The organism is Roseibium sp. AWQ4_290 (assembly GCF_056160985.1).
The window spans coordinates 104,638-124,660 of record NZ_JBSWYG010000011.1 but is presented as its reverse complement, the minus strand read 5'-3'; the positions used below and the strand labels follow the sequence as shown (position 1 = coordinate 124,660).

The following is a 20,023-nucleotide window of genomic DNA, read 5'->3' as shown; positions in this document are numbered from 1 at the left end:
GACTTAGCCGGTTATGGGGCCGGTCCTGCGCCAGGGCAATGGGTCTGCCACCAAAAAGGCGGGATCACTCCCGCCTCTTAAGCTTTGGCCCGGATCGCGCCGGGGATCAGTCGACCTCGCGCACCGCGCCCTTGGAGGCGCTGGTTGTCAGCTGCGCATAAGCCCGAAGGGCCTTGGACACTTTGCGCTTTCTTTTTTCAACCGGTTTCCAGCCGTCTTCGCCCCTGGCCTCCATGGCCGCACGCCGTCTGGCCAGTTCGTCATCGGCAAGATTCACCTTCAGAACCCGGTTCGGAATGTCGATGACAATCAGATCGCCTTCCTCCACCAGGCCAATTGCACCGCCCTCGGCCGCTTCCGGGGAAATGTGGCCGATGGAAAGGCCCGAGGACCCGCCGGAGAAGCGCCCGTCCGTGATCAGGGCGCAGGCCTTGCCCAGCCCCTTGGACTTCAGATAGCTGGTTGGGTAGAGCATTTCCTGCATGCCCGGCCCTCCGCGAGGGCCTTCATAGCGGATCAACACCACATCGCCTTCCTTGACCTTGTTGGTCAGGATCGCGGAAACGGCGCTGTCCTGGCTTTCGAAGATCCGCGCCGGGCCGGTGAAGGTCAAGATGCTATCATCCACACCGGCGGTTTTCACCACGCAGCCATCCTCGGCGATGTTGCCGAACAGGACAGCCAGACCGCCATCCTTGCTGTAAGCATGATCCGCATCGCGGATAACCCCGGCCGAACGGTCAATGTCCAGATCGTCCCAGCGCCGGGACTGGCTGAAGGCCACCTGGCTCGGCACGCCGCCCGGGGCCGCCTTGAAGAACGTGTGCACGCTTTCCGAATTGGTCTGACGCACATCCCATCGGGACAGAGCTTCCCGCATCGTTCCGGAATGAACGGTCGGCACGTCCGCGTGAAGAAGCCCGGCGCGGTCAAGCTCGCCCAGGATGCCGAAAATCCCGCCGGCCCGGTGCACATCCTCCATGTGGATGTTTTCCACCGCAGGCGCGACCTTGCACAGAACCGGGATCTTGCGGGACAGGCGGTCAATATCATCCATGGTGAAGCCGACTTCGCCCTCATGAGAAGCGGCCAGAAGGTGCAGGATGGTGTTGGTTGAGCCGCCCATGGAAATGTCGAGGCTCATGGCATTTTCAAACGCCTTGAAGCTGGCAATGTTGCGTGGCAGGACACTCTCGTCATCCTGCTCATAGTAGCGCTTGGCCAGATCCACAATCAGATGGCCCGCCTCCACGAAGAGGCGCTCCCGGTCCGCATGGGTCGCCAGTGTCGACCCGTTGCCCGGCAGCGCCAGTCCGAGCGCTTCGGTCAGGCAGTTCATGGAATTGGCGGTGAACATGCCCGAACAGGACCCGCAGGTCGGGCAGGCATTTTGCTCCATGGACAGGACATCTGCATCGGACATGCGGTCATCGGCGGCAGCTACCATAGCGTCCACCAGATCGATGGATTTTTCCACGCCGTTTTCCAGAACGACCTTGCCCGCTTCCATCGGCCCGCCAGACACAAACACAACCGGAATGTTGAGCCGCATGGCGGCGTTCAGCATGCCCGGCGTGATCTTGTCGCAGTTGGAAATGCACACAATCGCGTCAGCGCAATGGCCATTGACCATATATTCCACAGCGTCGGAAATAACTTCACGCGAAGGCAGCGAGTAGAGCATGCCGTCATGGCCCATGGCGATGCCGTCATCAACTGCAATCGTGTTGAATTCCTTGGCCACCCCACCGGCCTTCTCCACCTCGCGGGCCACAAGCTGGCCCATATCCTTAAGGTGAACGTGACCGGGCACAAATTGGGTGAAGGAATTGGCGATGGCAATGATCGGTTTGCCGAAATCATTGTCCTTCATGCCGGTCGCGCGCCACAGGCCACGGGCTCCGGCCATGTTGCGGCCATGGGTTGACGTTCTGGAGCGGTAAGGGGGCATTTTTCTCTCCCTGTTTTATCAACGGGCCGCGTCTGCTCCGGCCGCTGGCAAAAAGCCGCTCCAGAACAGGTATCCGCGCCCAAATTCAATCTGAATATGGGGTGTGACAGGTTTCGGTCCAGAACGAAAGGCCGGAAACCGAAAAAAGTGTACGGTACGGTACGGTTCCCTATTTTCGCACGTGCTTTTCAGCCGTTTCTCCGGAACGCGAATTGAAAGAGCGTGTCGGTTTGAGCAAAAACAGCCGGTGCGGGCAGAGCCCGGCACCGGCTGGTCTTCAAGCCGCCTGGTGTGGTGAACTCGAAACACGCCCCCTTTTGGCAAGAACCGCCGGAGCGTATTTCAAATTTGAAAATCACACTAGAAACATAAACTTGCAAGTCTCCTTCTTGACTCTGAAGTTCGTTCGAAGCGTACCGGGAAATGTGACCAACTTCAGAGTCAGGTAACTAGACGATGTGGATACCGGGCAGCCTGAAACGATGGATTTTCGTATCGTTTAATCTCCTGCCTTGCCCATCCTGATGTCAAATCAGGGCTGGCCAATCCAGAAAGGCGCGGCCGTCACTATTCCGCCGCTTCAGTGCTTTCGGCAAGCGCCGGATAGTCCGTGTATCCCTTGGCGCCGCCGCCGTAGAGCGTATCGGGGTCAAGCGCGTTGAGCGGTGCATCGGCAGCCAGCCGTTCGGCAAGGTCCGGATTGGAAATGAAGGGCCGGCCAAAAGCCACAAGATCCAGCGCACCCGTTGCCACCGCCTCAAGGGCCATCTCCCGGTCATAGCCATTATTGCCCATCCTTGCCCCGTCAAACAGCGCATAAAGCGCAGCCAGATCCCCGCCTTCGGGAAGATCGCGGGGCCCTCCGGTCTGGCCCTCGATCAGGTGCATATAGGCAAGACCATAGCTGTTCACCAGTTTGATCACATGGCTGAAGGTTGCCTGCGGCGCACTGTCTTCAATGTCGTTGGCATTGGAGAACGGGCTCAGGCGAATGCCTACCCTGCCACTGCCCCAGACGCCGGTCACCGCATCCAGCACTTCTTTCAGGAACCGGGTCCGGTTTTCCAGCGAGCCGCCATAGGCATCTTCACGCCTGTTTGATCCGTCCCGCAGAAACTGGTCGATCAGATAGCCATTGGCCGCATGCACCTCAACCCCGTCAAACCCGGCAAGCCTGGCATTTTCCGCTGCTGTCCGGAAGTCCCCGACAATGCCGGGGATCTCTTCAAGATCAAGCGCGCGCGGCGTTGGCGTGTCGACAAACTGGACCCCGTCAAAGCTCTTTGTCCTGGCCGCAATGGCAGACGGGGCCACCGGGTCTGCTCCACCGGGCTGCAGCACCGGATGTGACACGCGGCCGACATGCCAGAGCTGAAGGACAATCTTGCCGCCCTTGGCGTGAACGGCCTCTGTCACCGCCTTCCAGCCTGCGACCTGGGCCTTGGAATGGATACCCGGGGTCCAGGCATAACCCTTTCCCTGCGGGGAAATCTGCGACGCTTCCGTGATGATCAGCCCCGCGCCAGCGCGCTGGCCATAATACTCCGCATGCAGCTCAAAGGGGGCATCGTCTTCCGGCCGGGCCCGGTTGCGGGTCAAGGGGGCCATGACGATACGGTTTTTCAACTCAAGGGCGCCGGCTTTTGCCGGGGAGAACAAGTTTGCCTCAGACATTTTCATTTCCTTTCAAAGGTTGGTGCTTGCCTATTATTGGAACATTCAGTCCAAATTTCTGCACATCTCATACCGTTTGGTTTTCGCTTTAGCTAAAGGGCGTGTCTCAGGCCGGCAGGATGGTTCTGGCCTGTTTCAAGGTTTCTGCGATCCGCTCGGCTGGGATGCCCGCTTTGCGGAGTGCCAGAGTGCCGATGGCAAGGGAGGAAAAGGCACGCGCCCGGTCGCGGACGCTGGCGGGATCGTCCGGGTCGATGGCCTTGGCAAAGATCTCCTCGATACTTTCAAGATGGCGGCGGCCAATGACGGCCACCTCCTCATCATGGGGAGCAAGTTCCGTAATGCAATTGACCAGCATGCAGCCTTTCGGCCCGCCCTCCGGATCGGACAACGCCTGCATCATGGCAGCGACCGGATCGCCGCCCGCCGTGTCAGCAACATCCTTCAAATTGGCAAGGCCCCGCCTGGAGTACTGATTGAGCACCCGCAGGAACAAAGCCTGCTTGCTGCCAAAAGTTCCATAGAAGCTTGACCTGCTCAGGCCCATGGCCTTGGTCAGGTCGTCAAGGGATGTGGCTTCAAAACCGTTTTTCCAGAACACCCCCAAAGCTGCCTCAAGGGCTGCCGCTTCGTCAAAGGCACGCGGACGGCCCGGCCCGGAGGCACGCTTGCCGGCAGCTGACGTGTTGGGGGCATGCTTTATCATACACCCCAATATGGACTATCCAGTCCGGAATACAAGGGGGGTTGGAGATGGACGCCTTTCCGCCCCTCTTGCAGGCGAGACTGACTGCAGCGGTGGATTACATGCGGCAAGAGCCGGCAAACGCATCGCCCACATCGTCAAAGACCCGGGCAATCGCCTCCATCTCGTAGAGCTTGCTGGTCCGGCGCACCCCCTCCACCAGATAAAAATCCTGGATCGGAAACTGGTTGGAGTTGAACCGGAAATCCCCACGGACACTTTCAAAAGGCGCCGCGCTGATCGCCGACAAGAGCGCTTCCTGGTCCTTCACACCGCCGGTCAATTCCAAAGCGAAGTGGATGAGCTTGGCCGCATCATATCCCTGTGCTGCGTAAATCGAGGGCGGATAGCCATAGGCGCGCGTGAATTCGCGAACGAACCGTTTGTTGGCCGGATTGTCCAGATTTGGAGCCCAAACAGAGGCAGAAAAGAGCCCCTCTCCGGCTTCCTGTGTGTGAGGCAGCGAGACCGCATTCAGTGTTCTGGTGGACAGGAACGGCACAATACCTTTCATCCCAGAGGTCTGGAACTGCCGGATCAGTTCCACCCCCATGCCGCCCGGCATGAAGGCAAAGATCGCATCCGGTTCGATTGCGCCGATTTCCTTAAGTTCCGCTGAAAAATCCGTCTGTCCGAGCTTGGTGTAGACTTCCCGCGTGATCTGCCCCTTGAAATGGCGCCGAAAGGCGGCAATCACATCCCGCGCGGCTTCATAGTCCGGCGCGAGGGTGACGACCTGGTCATACCCTTTGAGGCTGGCATAGCGCCCCATGGTCTCGTGCACCTGATCATCCTGAGCGGCGGTGGAAAAGAAATACCGGTTGCATTTGCGCCCGGCGATCGGGGCCGGACCGGAGCCCGCACCTATGAACAGCGTCTTGGAGCGAACCACCGTTTCGTGGATCGCGAGCATGACCTTTGAGAAGTTGACCCCCACCAGGACATCAATACCGTTTTCGTTGATCAGTTTGGTCGCCTGTTCAAGCGCATATTCCGGGTCCAGCTTGTCATCGACCTCAATCACATTGGCGGGAACCCCGCCCAACGCCCCATGGGACTGGGACACAGCCAGCATAAAGCCGTCACGCATTTGCTCGCCATAGACGGCAGCCGGGCCGGACAGGGTCGCCATGAAGCCGACTTTCAGTTCCTGGGCCTGCTGCGCGCCCGCGCCCTGGCACAGAATCACGAGCGCAGACAAGGCACCGGCGGTTTTCAGCAAAAGCGTATGCAACATTGCAATCTGTCCGTTTGTCCCCAAAGGGTTACGGCTGCACGTCCCGAAAGCGCAACCACGAGTCACTCCATCCCGGGTCCAGCATCGCAAAGACAGGTTAGGCATTTGCAAACGGGGACAAACCTGTGGTGGATAAGTCACAGCCAAGACATATTTTAATAAAATTTCCCAAGGATCGCCGCAATCCGGCCCGTGTCCGGTCGCATTGGAATGCAAGCTCTCCCGTTGACTGTGCAGGTAACCCAGACAGGTCACCGCAATCACCTGTCCGAACCGTAAAACAGGAGGGCCACATGTTTTCCGTCTCAGCGCCAGCCACCCCCGTCGATCTGGATGAAAAACTCCGTGCCAAATCAGCACCAAATATGTCTGGTCTCAAAACGGGCAAGGCAAAAGACCTCTGGTCCCCTCCGCCTCTGTACACTGAACCGCCGTTGGGACTGAGCAACACCAAATCAGACGAGACCTCTCTTGAGGCGGTCGAACCGGCAGCTCTCGCAGCAAAGATCCTGCAATTGAGCAGCAACAAGCTGGACATGCGCCCGGTTCCCCGCCGCCAGCCCAAGCTGAACGAACCATCCGACGACGAGACGTTCTATATTCCCAGTGTTTTTCAGCAACCTGATGAAGAGACATATGAAAGCGTTCCGGTGCGGCCCGAAGCCCTTGATGCGGGCGAGCGCAAGGCGAAGCTGGGCAGTGGGCCAAGCTTCAAGTTTCTGGTGGTCAGCACCCTGGCCCTTGGCCTTGCTGGCGGCGCCGTTCTGACCACGGACCTCGGCAGTTTCCTGAAGTCCGAAGCGGAGAACAGCGATCTGAGCGCTGAAGAAGCCTTGTCCGGTGCGGCCGCCGCCTTTGCCGCTGCAAAAGCGGCCCTGGCTAAAGCGGCCCAGCCTGCAGATCCCACGCAGTCCGGACCGGCCGTTCATTTTGCCCAGAGCGCTGCAACCACCCAGACAGCTCAGGCCGCGCAAGCCGAAGAGGCTGCACCCAGCCCGGCATCGCCCCGTGGGGCGCGCAAGGCGGAAGACCGGATCAAATCAGCCTTTGAGGCCGAAAACGCTGCCCAGACACAGTCCGGCACCACACCGGCCTTCCCCCTGCCGGTCCAGCCCGCGCAACCGGCCGGATCGTCAAATTCCCGCTCGCAAGAGCCATCAAGCCGCACGGCTGACGTCTTGCGTGACATTGCCGCTTCCCCCGCCTTTGCGGACCGGTCTTCCCTTGACGATGCCACCTCAGCCCCCGTGCCTGCGCAAGCGGCCCCCTCAACCCCGGTCCGTTCACAATCTGCACCCGCCGCAGCTGCGCCAGCGCAGACACCTGCCAACGCCGACCCGGCCTATCCAAATGCAGGCCGGACGCTTGAAGCCGTCAACATGCGCCTGACCGGCAACCAGGACGGCGAGATCATTGCCGTCATTCCGAAAGACACGATCCTCCACTATAGTGACTGCGGCACCTGGTGGTGTGGGGTGAGATACAACGACAAGATCGGCTTTGTCGGCCAGAAATACATAGAAAAAGCCGAACCGCAGGTAGCCAGCGAGTGAGGCAGGTATCAGCTTGTTAAGTCCCCTCGCCTAGTCTCGCTGGACCAGTGAGCACAACCGGATTGGGGAACAGACATGGGTGAGCGGAGCACCGTCGCTGCAAGCATCGGCCTATTGAGCCTTGTCATGCTGGTCCCGGCCGCCGCCCACGCGGATGGGACCGATTGCGTGATCTACGCCACCGATTATGCCAACGCCCATATGGGCAGCGGGGATGTGGTGGGTGATGCGGTATCCGGTGGCATGGCCGGGTCGGTTCTGGGCGGTGAATGGGCCGGTGACTCCGGGGCTGCGCGCGGCGCCCGCGCAGGCGGTGCCCTTGGCGTCCTGAACAATCTCGGATCGCTGCCGGGCGGCTGGCAAGCGCTTTATGATACCGCCTATCAACTTTGCCTTCAGCAAAGCTCCGGCCTCACGGCTGGCCCCGTTGCTCCTCTGCCCGCCCCATCCCCAAGCTGCCGCTCGTCAGCGCGCGTCAACTCCCCTTTTAAACGCACACCGGAGGGCGGGATCATAGCCGATTCCAGCTTCGGCGATTGCAACTAAAACATGCCGTAAATATCCGGGAGCAAACTGCTTCGTCTCTTTGCTTTGAAAGCTTCGATATCAGACAGCGAAATGCGAATCAGATGAAATGCAATTCGCTCTAAACCTTGTTTCGCAGCCCTCCGGTGGATGATGGCCGCGCCAGGAAACACAATGGTTGACCTTGCGGGCGAAGCAACGTCAACTGTGCCCGATTGAGAGGGGCCTCGAGCTCCTTGACAGCAATTTCGAGACTGACAGGACCCATTCATGACACGCCGCAAAACCTTCGCGCCCTCCCTTCCGACCGCGTTTTTTGGTGTGGCCCTTGCGGCCGGGCTATGTCTGACCTCGAGCGCGGCCCTGGCGCAGCAATGCGGTGGTGACTTCAGGCAGTTTCTGGCAGGTGTAAAACAGGAAGCGGTTGCCAAGGGATTGTCCGCCCGCGCCGCAGACAAGACTCTGGCCGGCGCCCGGATCGACAAGAAGGTTCTTGCACGAGACCGGTCCCAGGGTGTCTTCAAAATGACCTTTCTGGATTTCTCCAAACGGGTCATCTCAAGCTACCGCATGAAAAACGGTGCGGCGAACATGAAAAAATACGCCCGTATCTTTCAGCGCACCGAGCAGCAATACGGGGTGCCCGCCCCGGTGATCACTGCCTTCTGGGCACTTGAAACCGACTACGGTGCTGTCCAGGGAGACTTTAACACGGTCAACGCCCTGGCAACCCTTGCCCATGACTGCCGCCGCCCGGAACTGTTCCGCCCGCAGCTGATCGCAGCCATCGAAATGGTTCAGCACGGGGATCTGGATCCCCAGCGCACCACCGGGGCCTGGGCCGGTGAAATCGGGATGGTTCAGATGCTTCCCGAAGATATCATCAAATTCGGCCAGGATGGCGATGGCGATGGCCATGTGCGCCTGAAACAAAGTGCGCCCGATGCGATTCTCACCGCAGGCGCCTTCATTGAGCATCTGGGCTGGAAGCGCGACGAGCCGTGGCTTCAGGAAGTCAGTGTGCCCCAGTCTCTCAACTGGGCCGACAGCGGCCTGGGCAAGACCAAATCAGGAGCCCAATGGGCCGCGCTCGGTGTCAAACCGCGCTGGGGGCAGATTTCGTCAAATCTTCAGGCCTCGCTTCTGCTGCCCCAGGGCCGCAAGGGTCCGGCCTTTCTCGCCTATCCAAATTACAACATCTATCTGGAATGGAACCAGTCCTTCATCTACACGACCTCGGCCGCCTATTTTGCAACACGCCTGGCCGGAGCCCCGCGCTATGATGCGGGCAATCCGGACCAGGGCTTGAGCGACGCACAGATGAAACAGCTGCAGACGAAGCTGCGCGCCAAGGGTTATGACGTTGGCAAGATTGACGGAATTTTGGGATCAGGCACACGGGCGGCAGTTCAGGACATGCAGCAGAAACTTGGTATGCCCGCAGATGCTTGGCCGACCCCGGCCTTCTTGAATCGGCTCTGACCGCCCGCCGCGCCTGCCCGCCTTTGCCCTAGTAATTGCCGTGAAAGGCACCTTTTGGGGGCGCAATGCCGAGCTTGTGAATGGCCAGATAGTCCTGGACCTGAACAAGCGGGCGCTGCGGGATCCAGAACTGCTCGATCACGAACTCGGTGATTTCCACACGCTGTTCCAGATTGAATTCATGGGCATGCGGGTGCAGCAGGATCATCCAGACCGCGGACATGAACAGTTCAAAGTCATCGGCCCAGAAGGTCACGTCCTTCTGTTCCGTGACAATCTGGCAGTCCTTGAGCGCAGTGCCCAAACTCAGGTCCTGGCGGAGCTGCAACAGATCCTGATCTGTGGCGCTGCCGAAGAATTTTCCGGCAAAATGATTGTAGAGCCAGGTCGACGTGTGCGGTCTGGTCTCCCTTGCTGACATCAAAGCCATGTGCATAACGCCATTTTCAGCAAGGATATGGCCGTAAAGGGCCGTGATCAGGTCTGGCCATGTGGACACAGGCGCATAATACAAGGCGTGATGCAGGGTGATCAGATCCTGCTTTTCCCCGTCAAGAAGACTGGCCAGCGCCTGGCGGGCGACCTCGGGGGTCAGAAAGTCCTTTGAATAGTCCCCCTGAACGAGGTGCACATTGTCCAGCTGCTGGCGCACCAGCCGCTCTTTCAAGGAGGCCAGCGCCGCGCCGTCAATGTCATAAAGCCAAAGCCCCCGCTCAAACCCGGCCTGGAGAATGCGGAACTGGGGCTCACTGCCCGCTCCGATCGACAGGGCCGACAAGGGCCTGTCCTCCGGCACCCTGGCATGCAATGCCCGAATGGCCCTCATCAGGCTGGCGGAGACGTCAGGCTTTTCGCTCGCAAAGCGCGCCCAGATCCTGTTCTGCTCAAAGATTGTATTGTCTGCCGCCCTCAGGCCGGTTTCAACGAGACTGTCCGACTTTACCAAACGCATGCTGTCACCCTGTTTGTGCCGCGCCCTCAACCGGCAACATCCCGCTTTCCGGCGCCATCAAACCGTCACATAAGTCGCATGGCCGCCATTTCTCGTGAAACTTTGGTCATGAACCGCTGAAGTCCATTAAATTTTGTCCATGTTTGAGGCCGGGTGCCCGAAATGAAAGACCGGCGGGCACAAATGCCCGCCGGTCTTCGAAAAACGGTCCGTCTGCGGCGTCACGCCGTGCTTTTGGAGCGAGGTGCGCTTAAAACTCCAGCGCGGCGCCCGGTGCAATGGCCGCCACCTTGCTGCCATCCTCCCCGAGGGCAGACACAAACGTGTCCGCGCTCTGGTCGAGCAGCGGGAAGGTTCCATAGTGACAGGGAACAATCGTGTCGAAGTCGAAAAACCGGCTGCAGGCCATGGCAGCCACCTTGCCGCCCATGGTGAACCGGTCGCCAATGGGGACCAGGCCGATTTTCGGCCGGTAGATCTCGTTGATCAGGGACATGTCGGTGAAGATATCCGTGTCCCCCATATGGTAGATCACCTTCTCGCCCGGCACTTCAAGGATGACGCCGTGCGGATTGCCAAGATAGATTGCCTCGCCGTCGCCCTGTTTGGAGGACGAATGTTCGGCCCGGGTCAGTCCGATCTTGAACGTGCCCGTATCCACAAGCCCGCCGCTGTTCATTGGGTTGAAATTCTCCACACCCTGCCGGTTGGCCCACATGCAGATCTCGAAATTGGAGGTAAGCTGCGCGCCTGTCTTGCGCAGAATCTCGATGGAATCCCCTATATGATCGTCATGACCATGGGTCAGGACCACATGGGTGACGCCTTCGGCCACCTGCGCCACTGACAGGCTGTCCGGAAAGGATGGATTGCCCGACAAGAACGGGTCGATAAGGATGGACGTCTTGTCAAATTCCAGTTTGAAAGCGGAGTGGCCATACCAGGTGAGTTTCATGAAGGGTCTCCCGAAGAACATCAGAACCGGACCCGGAGCATAGGCCCCGAAGCGGAAACCGCAAGCGCAGGCTGCCTGTCCGCGGCTGCTTTGAACGCAAGATCGATCTGGCCTTTTTCCATGGGGCCTGATAAAGCGCGCCAATGGCACATGATCCCGCACTTTCCCTTGAAGATTTTGTCGCAGTCCTGCCCGCGAACAGCCGTTTGATCGGTCTTGATCTGGGCACCAAGACCATTGGCCTTGCCCTGTCCGATCTCGGGCGCGGCATCGCGACACCGATGGAAACCATCCGGCGCAAGAAATTCACGCTGGATGCGGAATATCTTCTGGCCCTGTGCGCCCGCGAAGGCGTCGGCGGGCTTGTGCTGGGCCTGCCGCTCAACATGGATGGCAGCGAAGGCCCTCGCGCCCAGGCCACCCGGGCCTTTGCCCGCAATCTGTCCCAGAAAACCGATCTGCCGGTCACCTATTGGGATGAGCGCCTGTCCACCGCCGCTGTGACGCGCACGCTTCTGGAGGCTGATTCCAGCCGGGCCAAGCGGGCCGAGGTCGTCGACAAGATGGCCGCTGCGTTCATCCTGCAAGGGTTTCTCGACCGGCTCGGGTTTCTGGACAGACGCTGATCCTGGATGTTTGAAAGCACGCTCTGATGCTGACCACCCTCGCGGCCCTCGCACCGGTCATCCTTGTGATTGCCTGCGGCTACCTGATCGCCCGCACCGGCCTGATCACCGGCGAACAGTGGCGCGGTGTTGAGAAGCTCGCCTATATCGTGCTTTTTCCGGCGGTTCTGTTCCGCACGATCTCCCAGGCGGATTTCTCCAGTTTTCCGACCCTCGACATGGGCGCCGCCCTGTTGAGCACGCTCGCCGCCGTCACTGGCTTGCTGCTGCTGTTGCGCCCGCTGCTGGAGCGCCGCTATGGCATCCCCGCCGTGCGCTTCACCTCGATCTTTCAGGGAACCCTGCGCTGGAACGCCATGATCGCGCTGGCGCTGGCGAACACTATCGCCGGAGAGACCGGGCTCGCCCTTCTGGCGGTTGCGATCGTGTTCATGATCCCGGTTCTGAATGTCATGTGCGTTCTGGTGCTCTCCCACTATGCCAGCGGCACCGCGCCCAGCGGCGCCAAGGTGATGCGGGATCTTTACACCAACCCGTTCATCGTCTCGATTGGTGCAGGAGTGCTGTTCAATCTCAGCGGTTTGTCCCTGCCCGGCACCGTCGCCGATACACTGGAGATTTTCGCGCGCGCGGCCCTGCCCATTGGCATCATCTGTGTTGGCGCTGGTCTCGACCTCAACTCCCTGCGCAAACCGGGGCCTGCGCTCACGCTTGGCACCTTTCTGCGTCCCGTGCTGATGCCGCTTGTGGCGTTCGGATTTTCCTGGTTGTTCGGGGTGACCGGCCCCGCGCTTTCGGTGATCATCATCGCCACGGCCGTGCCCTGTGCCAGCAATTCCTATCTACTGTCCCGGCAAATGGGCGGCGATGCGAAACTGATGGCGGAAATCATCACACTGCAGACCCTGGCCGCCACCGGAACGCTGCCGCTTGCCCTGCTGCTGCTGACCTGATCTGCCACCGGCACACCCTTAAATTTGTCCATTTGATCAAATACCTGCACCTCCTCCCATGCGTGATGTGGACAGCGGGCAGAAGGTAAAATCGCATCTTGTGCCCCGGCCCGATTCCCCCTATAGGGATGGTCTCGATGACCGCGACAGACACCCATCGAGACAACCCTTTTCCCCATCGTCATTTGCTGGGCATAGAGGGTCTTCACCCCCATGAAATTCTGGGCCTTCTGGACAGGGCCGAGGAAGCCGTCGAGGTTTCCCGGCAGATCAGCAAGCGCAAGCATGTGCTGCAGGGCCGGACCCAGATCAACCTCTTTTTCGAAAACTCCACCCGTACCCAAAGCTCGTTCGAGCTGGCCGGAAAGCGGCTCGGCGCGGATGTCATGAACATGGCGGTGTCCCAGTCTTCGGTAAAAAAGGGCGAAACGCTGATCGATACGGCTGCCACGCTCAACGCCATGCATCCGGATCTTCTTGTGGTGCGCCACCACGCAGCTGGTGCCGTGCATCTTCTGGCACGCAAAGTGGGCTGCTCCGTGGTCAATGCCGGTGACGGCCCGCATGAACACCCGACCCAGGCCCTGCTCGACGCCCTGACCATCCGCCGGCACAAGGGCAAGATCGCCCGGCTGACGGTCGCGATCTGCGGTGACATAGCCCATTCCCGGGTGGCCCGTTCCAACATCATCCTGCTGAACGCCCTGGGCGCACGGGTCCGGGCGGTTGCCCCCTCCACGCTTCTGCCCTCCGGCATTGCCAAGATGGGGGTCGAAGTCTTCAACGACATGCGCGAGGGCCTGAAAGGTGCGGACATCGTCATGATGCTGCGGCTCCAGCGGGAGCGCATGAACGGGGCCTTCATTCCCTCGGTGCGCGAGTATTACCGCTACTATGGCCTTGATGCGGACAAGCTCTCCCACGCGAAGGAGGATGTTCTGGTGATGCATCCAGGGCCCATGAACCGGGGCGTGGAGATTGACGCCTCCATCGCCGACGGTCCGCAGAGCCTGATCCGCGAACAGGTGGAAATGGGGGTCGCCGTGCGCATGGCGGTTCTTGAGGCGCTCGCCGCCAACCTGCCAAACAACTAAGGCTTCAGAGGATAGACAAAGTGGCACTCGACACCCCGAAACCTCTGGTCCTGTCCAACGCCCGGGTGATTGACCCGGTCCGCAGGCTGGATGCGCCTGGCTCGATCATCATTGCCGACGGCACCATTCTGGAAGCCGGTCCGGCGGCCGCCAACCAGGGCGCGCCCTATGGCGCCGACATTATTGACTGCAAGGGCGCCATTGCCTGCCCCGGCCTGATCGACATTTGCGTGTCGGTGGGCGAGCCCGGAGCCGAGCACCGCGAGACCCTGGCCAGCGCCTCCCAGGCGGCGGCCGCAGGCGGCGTCACCACGATCTGCACCATGCCGGATACAGATCCGGTGATCGATGATCCTGCCCTGGTCGACTTCATCCTGCGCCGGGCGCGGGATACGGCCATTGTGAATGTGCATCCCCTGGCCGCTCTGACCAAGGGCCTCAAGGGGTCTGAAATGTCGGAAATCGGGCTGTTGCAGGAAGCCGGGGCAGTTGCGTTCACCAACGGCCATGCCTCGGTCAAAAACGCCCAGGTGATGCGCCGTATGATGACCTATGCCCGCGATTTCGACGCGCTGGTCATTCACCACACCGAAGACCCGGATCTGGCGGGCGGCGTGATGAATGCGGGGCTGAATGCCAGCTGGAAAGGTTTGTCCGGCGTGCCGCGCGAGGCGGAAATCATCATGCTGGAGCGGGACCTGCGCCTTGTGGGCATGTCCAAGGGCAAATACCACGCAAACCTGATTTCGACCTCCGACAGCGCAGAAGCGGTGCGCACCGGAAAAGACCGGGGGCTCGACATCACGGCCGGGCTCTCGATCAACCATCTGACCCACAATGAAAATGATATCGGCGCCTACCGCACCTTCTTCAAAATGTCTCCGCCGCTGCGCGATGAAGACGACCGGCAGGCGATGATCGCAGCTGTCGCCGACGGCACCATCGATATCATCTGCTCCAACCATGACCCGCAGGACGTGGAAACCAAGCGGCACCCCTGGGCGGAGGCTGAAGACGGGGCCATCGGCCTGGAGACACTGCTGGCGGCGGTTTTGCGTCTTCATCATTCCGGCCAGGTTGACCTCACCACCCTGCTCGGGACCCTGACAGCGAACCCTGCAGACCGGCTCGGGCTTGAGACTGGACGGCTTGCCAAGGGCGCTCCGGCGGATATTGCCGTGTTTGATCCGGACCGGCCCTGGGTTCTGGAGAAAAGCGCGATCCGCTCCCGCTCGAAAAACTCCCCCTTCGAGGATGCACGCTTTTCGGGCCGGGTGCTGCACACGGTTGTTGGCGGCAAAGTCGTCTATTCTTACGCATAAGCGGTCTCCGGCACATCGCCGGATTGCCTGGGCACAGGCTGGACCGCAGATAAATGGGGTGTTCAGGCTGCATTCAGGCGGTGCCGGGCTTTATCGGGCCCTCTGATCCGCAGCGCCACTTTGAGGCGCTGCCACTCATACCTGAGGAGCCCGCATGCGTCCGACCCTTCTTGTCCTCTTTGCCTTTGCTCTGAGCCTCAGCCGGGCAGAGGCCGCCGACCTTTACATCAAATACAAGCTCTATGCGGTGGGCCTGCCCATCGGATCGGGCACTGTAACCATCGATTTTGACAAGGATAGTTATGCCCTGTCGGCCAAGGGCGGCACGGCAGCGTTTGGCAAGCTGGTTTCAAACGGCAAGGGATCGGTCACCGTGCGCGGTAGCCTTGAGGGCGGCGCTCTGACACCGCAAGACTATGATCTCAAGATGACCAGCGATGATGACAGCGGCACGGTCTCCATACAGCTCAAGAACGGGTCAATCGACAAGGTGGCGGTAAATCCCCCCCAGGACCGGATGAACGAGCGGGTCAAGGTGACCGCCGCTCATCTGGCCAATGTGCTGGACCCGTTGACGGCGGCCGTGTTTCCCGCCCCCAAGGGCCTTGCCGCGGAAAGCTGCAACCGCACGCTCCGGCTCTATGATGGCAAGGAGCGCTATGATGTGCATTTGAGCTACAAGAGCAAGCGTGAGACCCGGACCAGCGATGGCCGTTTCAAGGGCAAGGTACTGGTCTGCCGGGCCCGCTATGAACCGGTCTCCGGACACCGGCCGAAACGCAAAACCATTCAGCAACTGGCCAAAAACAAGTCGCTGGAGATCTGGCTGGGCCAGATTGGCAAGACGCCTTTCCTGGTGCCTCTGCGGGCCAGCATCACAGCGCCATTTGGTCCGCTTGTCGTGGAAGCGGAAAAGTACAAGCTGTCCCGCTGAGGAACCGTTTCGCCAATAGCGGCAGTCTGGAAGCATTTGAGCGTCTGCCGGCAGGCAGGCGAGCCCGGCCGGGCGTTCCAAGAATTGCCCGGTCCCAATTAATTTTTGCCGCTGCATCATCTCCCTGACGGCATCGTCATTTTGACATATAAATGTCATCTCGCCTGATTACTGAAACACTTTATTAATTTTGGGGGTTCTGATGAAACGTCTTTTGATGACGGCTGCGCTCGCGGCTGTTCCTTTTTCTTTTGCGAGTTTGGCGCATGCCGATTGTGACGACCTGTCTCCGGGCAGCGGCGATACCGTCACCTGTTCGGCCACAGATGTGTTCGACGGACCGGACGCCATTGAAACGCGCGCCCTCGATGATGGCAGCAAGAATGTCACGGTGAATGTCGAAACAGGTGCAACCCTGGACACCACGGCATCCGGCGACGACGCGATCAAGCTGAAAGACAAGAACAACACGGTCAACAACAACGGCACGATTGCCGGCGGGGATGAAGCCATTGTCGGCGGCAACAAGCTGAAAGTGGTCAATACCGGCCTGATCACGGCACAGGATCAGGGCATTGTTGGCGAAAACGAAGACGATAGCGACGCCAACGAAGTTCAGATCATCAACAGCGGCACCATCAAGACCGACGACCGAGCTGTCAATGTGGGCAGCGGCACGGATCTGACCGTAGAAAACACGGCAGGCGCACTGATCGAAACCCAGGATGAGGGCATTCAGGGGGGCGATGATCTGACGGTACAAAACGCCGGAACCATTTCCGCCGTGGAAAAGGCCATTGACGCCAATGGGGACGGCGCCAAAATCACCAATGAGACCACCGGCGTGATCCAATCGTCCACGAACGAGGCCATTGAGGCCGGCGATTTCGCAGAAGTCGTCAACTATGGCGAGATCCTTGCCTTCGACGATGCGGTTCAGGTGGGTGAAAAGGCCACGATCGAAAACCATGGCCTGATCGCCAACACTCAGACCGCAGCTGATCTGGCGGCCGATCCCTCTCTGGAAGCTCAGGACGCGATTGATATCGACAGCGGGTATATCCTCAATACCGGTGAGATCCGTTCCACCACCAATTCGGCCATTGACTTCGACCCGGGCTCGGAAGGGTCTATTGTTGACAATTTGGGACTGATTACCGGCACAATCGCCGTCAACACCGATGATGCGGACACGCAAGGCCAGGTCATTGCCAATTTCGGCACCCTTGAAGGCACCAGCGGCACCGCGCTCTATCTGGGCGGCGGAGAAGACGCGCTGATCAATCTGCAGGGCAGCAAGGTCATCGGCGGCGCCGATTTCGGCACCGGCAACGACTCGCTGGTTTTTGACGCCGACTTTTTCGACCTGCCCGTCGGGTTCTTCGCAGGCGGCGCGCTGTTTGACGGCGGTGAAGGCGAAGATGATGTCTGGTTCCTGGGGCTTTTGACCAGCGACATTCTGGGGGTCTGGCTGGATAACGGCGCGCTGATCCTGCAGGTTCTTGGCCTTGGCGGAGACGCGACCTTGCGTCTGACCTCCTGGGAGAGCTTCCAGTTCAAGGATGGAACGCTCACCTATGACCAGCTCGTCGCCTCGATCCCGCTTCCGGCCAGTGCGCTCCTGTTCGGATCGGCACTCGCAGGCCTCGGCCTTGTTGCCCGGCGCCGCAAACGGACCGCCGCAACGGCCTAACGGCAGCGCCTGAAAACCAAGCATAGCTTTTCGGCCGGATGCGGGCAGCCTGATAGCCTGCATCCGGTTTCCGTTTGGCATGACGAGAACGGCCTGAAACCTTTGTGGATTGCCCGATAGGCCTCTGACACGCACACGACCTCAACCAGCAAAACGATCTTGGAGAGTAGTTCTCCTTCCGTCCTCGACATAGCTTTTCACGACCCGGGACTTGATCCTCCAATCCGCATCGCTACAGTGCCGCATCAGAAATCTGGAAGCTGGCATAAGAGCCGGCAAAGGAGACATTCCGCGTGACTGATCCGACCGGCTGGGAGCTTGCCTGGCTCTTCTATCTTGCCGCCCTTTTTCTCGGCTACCTTCTCGGCTCAATTCCCTTTGGCCTGATCTTCACGAAACTGGCCGGGCTCGGCGACATAAGAGACATCGGCTCGGGCAATATCGGTACGACCAACGTTTTGAGAACCGGGCGCAAATCCCTAGCTGCGGCAACGCTTTTGGGCGATGCGCTGAAGGGGACGGCGGCGGTTCTGATTGCCGGGCATTTCTTCGGCGGCCAAATGGCCCTGGTGGCGGGTCTTGGCGCGTTTCTCGGCCACCTTTTTCCGGTCTGGCTCGGTTTCAAGGGCGGCAAGGGGGTGGCCACCTATATCGGGATTCTACTTGGGCTTTATTGGCCCGCCGGGCTGATCTTTCTTGCGGTCTGGATCGGGGTTGCTGTCAGCCTGCGCTACTCCTCCCTCTCCGCCTTGACGGCAAGCCTCGTCACTCCGCTGCTGCTTTACATTCTTTTCCACAAGGTGGAGCTGGCAGAAATGGCCATGGTGATGACCGTTTTGCTATGGGCCAAGCACCATGAGAATATCGGCCGTCTCATGCGCGGCGAGGAAAGCCGCATCGGCTCCAAAGCCACACCGGCCGCAGGCACAGACGCGGAAGCCGATCCGGGCAACGGAGGCTCATGACAGCTCCCCTCGCCGCTCAGACGCGCAGCCTGTCCGACAACCAGCGTCTGGCTTGGCTGCGCCTGATTCGCTCTGAACATATCGGCCCGGCCACCTTCCGTGATCTTCTGAACCATGCCGGCTCTGCAGAGCGCGCTTTGGACCTTCTGCCGGATCTGTCCAAACGCGGCGGCAAGAAAAGCTACCGGCTGTGCCCAGAAGAAGAAGCGGCCGCCGAGATGGAGGCCCATCTGAGGTTTGGCGCCCGTCTGGTGGCCCTGGGCGAAGCAGACTACCCGCCACATCTCAGACACATCGACAGCCCGCCGCCCCTGCTCTCCGTCAAAGGGGGCGGTGCGCTTCAAAACACGCGCATGGCCGCCATCGTCGGGGCGCGCAACGCTTCGCTGTCCGGCCGCAAGCTCGCCGCCGCTTTCGCCCGCGGTCTTGGCGCGGAAGGCTTTGCCATTGCCTCAGGACTTGCCCGGGGCATTGACGCCAGCGCCCACGAGGAAGCCCTTGCCACCGGCACGGTGGCGGTGTTCGCGGGCGGTCTGAATGTGCTTTACCCGCAAGAACATGACCGGCTGCTTGCAGCCCTTCTGGACGCAGGCGGCGCGGCCATCAGCGAGATGCCCTTTGGCTGGAAACCGCGCGGCCGGGATTTTCCCCGGCGCAATCGGCTGATTTCGGGCCTTTCTCTCGGCGTTGTCGTGATCGAGGCCGCCAAGGCTTCCGGCTCCCTGCACACTGCCCGCTACGCGCTGGAGCAGAACCGGGACATTTATGCCGTGCCCGGGTCGCCGCTTGATCCCCGCTCTGAAGGCGCTAACAGCTTGATCCGGCAAGGGGCGGTTCTGGCCAGATCTGCAGACGATGTGCTGGAGGGCCTGGCCGGGCGGCTTGAGCCGGACCTGCCCCTGTTCAGCGGCATCACGGAGCCGGAGCGTCCCCTGCCCCCGCTGATGCCAGAGGTGCCGCAAGCGGACGGCGACGAGACCTTACGGGATCTCGTTCTGGACGCACTCGGCCCCACCCCCATGGAACTGGATGAACTGATCCGCTTTACAGGGGCCGAAGCCCGCGCGGTCAATGTCATCCTCCTGGAACTGGAACTTGCCGGGCGGCTCGACCGCCATGGCGGGCAAAAGATTTCCCTCCTGATGTGAGCGTGCCCCATTTCCGGCTGAATGGCCGCCCATGACGGATCCCTGTGATAGGCTCCGGCCGCATCCAGCCTTGGATGTTGACGGCGACCGGGTGGGGCTTGCATGCCTTGCCGGGCCCATGCAACAAGGATTTTTACCGCACAGACTTGCGGTATGAGATGGTCACTTGACCGCAGCAAGACAAAGGTCCATTTGACAGTCGGCGCATGATCCG

General features: G+C 60.3%; 17 protein-coding genes. 11 read left to right on the top strand and 6 right to left on the bottom strand.

The features are described 5' to 3' along the window. Positions 1–106: 106 nt before the first annotated feature. The 4 genes from ilvD to ACXAH0_RS12935 form a co-directional block, all read right to left on the bottom strand. The gene (gene ilvD, locus ACXAH0_RS12950) at positions 107–1,951 is read right to left on the bottom strand and encodes a dihydroxy-acid dehydratase (RefSeq protein ID WP_475191772.1); all 1,845 of its coding nucleotides are present in this window, start codon (positions 1,949–1,951) and stop codon (positions 107–109) included. Positions 1,952–2,518: 567 nt separating this feature from the next. Further along, complete coding sequence (locus ACXAH0_RS12945; RefSeq protein ID WP_475191769.1) at positions 2,519–3,625, bottom strand: alkene reductase; 1,107 nt, start codon at positions 3,623–3,625, stop codon at positions 2,519–2,521. Positions 3,626–3,731: 106 nt separating this feature from the next. Beyond that, positions 3,732–4,331, bottom strand: coding sequence for a TetR/AcrR family transcriptional regulator (locus tag ACXAH0_RS12940; RefSeq protein ID WP_475175106.1), 600 nt, complete (start codon positions 4,329–4,331; stop codon positions 3,732–3,734). 97 nt (positions 4,332–4,428) lie between these two features. Then, positions 4,429–5,607 (bottom strand): ABC transporter substrate-binding protein, encoded by a 1,179-nt coding sequence (locus ACXAH0_RS12935; RefSeq protein WP_475191764.1) that lies wholly within the window; start codon positions 5,605–5,607, stop codon positions 4,429–4,431. Positions 5,608–6,041: 434 nt separating this feature from the next. Between ACXAH0_RS12935 and ACXAH0_RS12930 the strand changes: the two genes are divergently transcribed. The 3 genes from ACXAH0_RS12930 to ACXAH0_RS12920 all read left to right on the top strand — a co-directional run bounded on the left by ACXAH0_RS12930 (position 6,042) and on the right by ACXAH0_RS12920 (position 9,167). Further along, positions 6,042–7,160 carry an SH3 domain-containing protein gene (locus ACXAH0_RS12930; RefSeq protein WP_475191761.1) on the top strand — a complete coding sequence of 373 codons (1,119 nt, stop codon included), beginning with the start codon at positions 6,042–6,044 and terminating at the stop codon, positions 7,158–7,160. Between the two features lie 75 nt (positions 7,161–7,235). Then, a complete protein-coding gene (locus ACXAH0_RS12925; protein ID WP_475191759.1) occupies positions 7,236–7,706 on the top strand; it encodes a hypothetical protein in 471 nt (156 codons plus the stop codon). 249 nt (positions 7,707–7,955) lie between these two features. Then, the gene (locus tag ACXAH0_RS12920) at positions 7,956–9,167 is read left to right on the top strand and encodes a lytic murein transglycosylase (RefSeq protein ID WP_475175115.1); all 1,212 of its coding nucleotides are present in this window, start codon (positions 7,956–7,958) and stop codon (positions 9,165–9,167) included. Between the two features lie 28 nt (positions 9,168–9,195). On the opposite strand, the gene ACXAH0_RS12915 is transcribed toward ACXAH0_RS12920, so the two are convergent. Further along, on the bottom strand, positions 9,196–10,119 hold the full coding sequence (locus ACXAH0_RS12915; RefSeq protein ID WP_475191754.1) for a hypothetical protein: 924 nt from the start codon (positions 10,117–10,119) through the stop codon (positions 9,196–9,198). Positions 10,120–10,369: 250 nt separating this feature from the next. After that, positions 10,370–11,074, bottom strand: coding sequence for a metal-dependent hydrolase (locus tag ACXAH0_RS12910; RefSeq protein WP_475191751.1), 705 nt, complete (start codon positions 11,072–11,074; stop codon positions 10,370–10,372). Positions 11,075–11,217: 143 nt separating this feature from the next. On the opposite strand from ACXAH0_RS12910, the gene ruvX reads away from it, so the two are divergent. The 8 genes from ruvX (at position 11,218) to dprA (ending at position 19,809) form a co-directional block, all read left to right on the top strand. Beyond that, the gene (gene ruvX, locus ACXAH0_RS12905; RefSeq protein WP_475175123.1) at positions 11,218–11,700 is read left to right on the top strand and encodes a Holliday junction resolvase RuvX; all 483 of its coding nucleotides are present in this window, start codon (positions 11,218–11,220) and stop codon (positions 11,698–11,700) included. Positions 11,701–11,726: 26 nt separating this feature from the next. Next, positions 11,727–12,653, top strand: coding sequence for an AEC family transporter (locus tag ACXAH0_RS12900; RefSeq protein WP_475191749.1), 927 nt, complete (start codon positions 11,727–11,729; stop codon positions 12,651–12,653). A 137-nt stretch (positions 12,654–12,790) separates the two neighbouring features. Beyond that, positions 12,791–13,747, top strand: a complete 957-nt coding sequence (locus ACXAH0_RS12895) for an aspartate carbamoyltransferase catalytic subunit (RefSeq protein WP_475191745.1) — start codon at positions 12,791–12,793, stop codon at positions 13,745–13,747. Positions 13,748–13,767: 20 nt separating this feature from the next. Next, entirely contained in the window at positions 13,768–15,069 is a 1,302-nt protein-coding gene (locus tag ACXAH0_RS12890) for a dihydroorotase (protein WP_475191741.1), read from the top strand. 154 nt (positions 15,070–15,223) lie between these two features. Next, complete coding sequence (locus ACXAH0_RS12885) at positions 15,224–16,003, top strand: DUF3108 domain-containing protein (protein WP_475191736.1); 780 nt, start codon at positions 15,224–15,226, stop codon at positions 16,001–16,003. Positions 16,004–16,205: 202 nt separating this feature from the next. Continuing rightward, complete coding sequence (locus ACXAH0_RS12880) at positions 16,206–17,696, top strand: VPLPA-CTERM sorting domain-containing protein (RefSeq protein WP_475191731.1); 1,491 nt, start codon at positions 16,206–16,208, stop codon at positions 17,694–17,696. Between the two features lie 293 nt (positions 17,697–17,989). Then, on the top strand, positions 17,990–18,661 hold the full coding sequence (gene plsY / locus ACXAH0_RS12875) for a glycerol-3-phosphate 1-O-acyltransferase PlsY (protein WP_475175139.1): 672 nt from the start codon (positions 17,990–17,992) through the stop codon (positions 18,659–18,661). Continuing rightward, positions 18,658–19,809: a DNA-processing protein DprA gene (dprA, locus tag ACXAH0_RS12870; RefSeq protein WP_475191726.1), complete on the top strand. Its 1,152-nt coding sequence runs from the start codon at positions 18,658–18,660 to the stop codon at positions 19,807–19,809. The genes plsY and dprA overlap by 4 nt, the downstream gene beginning before the upstream one ends. The last annotated feature ends 214 nt before the right edge of the window (positions 19,810–20,023 follow it).

Excerpts from the sequence above, each read along its gene's own strand:
- dprA (WP_475191726.1), top strand. The coding sequence starts at position 18,658 with ATGACAGCTCCCCTCGCCGCTCAGACGCGCAGCCTGTCCGACAACCAG.
- ACXAH0_RS12925 (WP_475191759.1), top strand. The coding sequence starts at position 7,236 with ATGGGTGAGCGGAGCACCGTCGCTGCAAGCATCGGCCTATTGAGCCTT.
- ACXAH0_RS12880 (WP_475191731.1), top strand. The coding sequence starts at position 16,206 with ATGAAACGTCTTTTGATGACGGCTGCGCTCGCGGCTGTTCCTTTTTCT.
- ACXAH0_RS12900 (WP_475191749.1), top strand. The coding sequence starts at position 11,727 with ATGCTGACCACCCTCGCGGCCCTCGCACCGGTCATCCTTGTGATTGCC.
- ACXAH0_RS12895 (WP_475191745.1), top strand. The coding sequence starts at position 12,791 with ATGACCGCGACAGACACCCATCGAGACAACCCTTTTCCCCATCGTCAT.
- ACXAH0_RS12910 (WP_475191751.1), bottom strand. The coding sequence starts at position 11,074 with ATGAAACTCACCTGGTATGGCCACTCCGCTTTCAAACTGGAATTTGAC.
- ruvX (WP_475175123.1), top strand. The coding sequence starts at position 11,218 with ATGGCACATGATCCCGCACTTTCCCTTGAAGATTTTGTCGCAGTCCTG.
- ACXAH0_RS12945 (WP_475191769.1), bottom strand. The coding sequence starts at position 3,625 with ATGTCTGAGGCAAACTTGTTCTCCCCGGCAAAAGCCGGCGCCCTTGAG.
- ACXAH0_RS12940 (WP_475175106.1), bottom strand. The coding sequence starts at position 4,331 with ATGATAAAGCATGCCCCCAACACGTCAGCTGCCGGCAAGCGTGCCTCC.
- ilvD (WP_475191772.1), bottom strand. The coding sequence starts at position 1,951 with ATGCCCCCTTACCGCTCCAGAACGTCAACCCATGGCCGCAACATGGCC.
- ACXAH0_RS12920 (WP_475175115.1), top strand. The coding sequence starts at position 7,956 with ATGACACGCCGCAAAACCTTCGCGCCCTCCCTTCCGACCGCGTTTTTT.
- ACXAH0_RS12935 (WP_475191764.1), bottom strand. The coding sequence starts at position 5,607 with ATGTTGCATACGCTTTTGCTGAAAACCGCCGGTGCCTTGTCTGCGCTC.
- ACXAH0_RS12885 (WP_475191736.1), top strand. The coding sequence starts at position 15,224 with ATGCGTCCGACCCTTCTTGTCCTCTTTGCCTTTGCTCTGAGCCTCAGC.
- ACXAH0_RS12915 (WP_475191754.1), bottom strand. The coding sequence starts at position 10,119 with ATGCGTTTGGTAAAGTCGGACAGTCTCGTTGAAACCGGCCTGAGGGCG.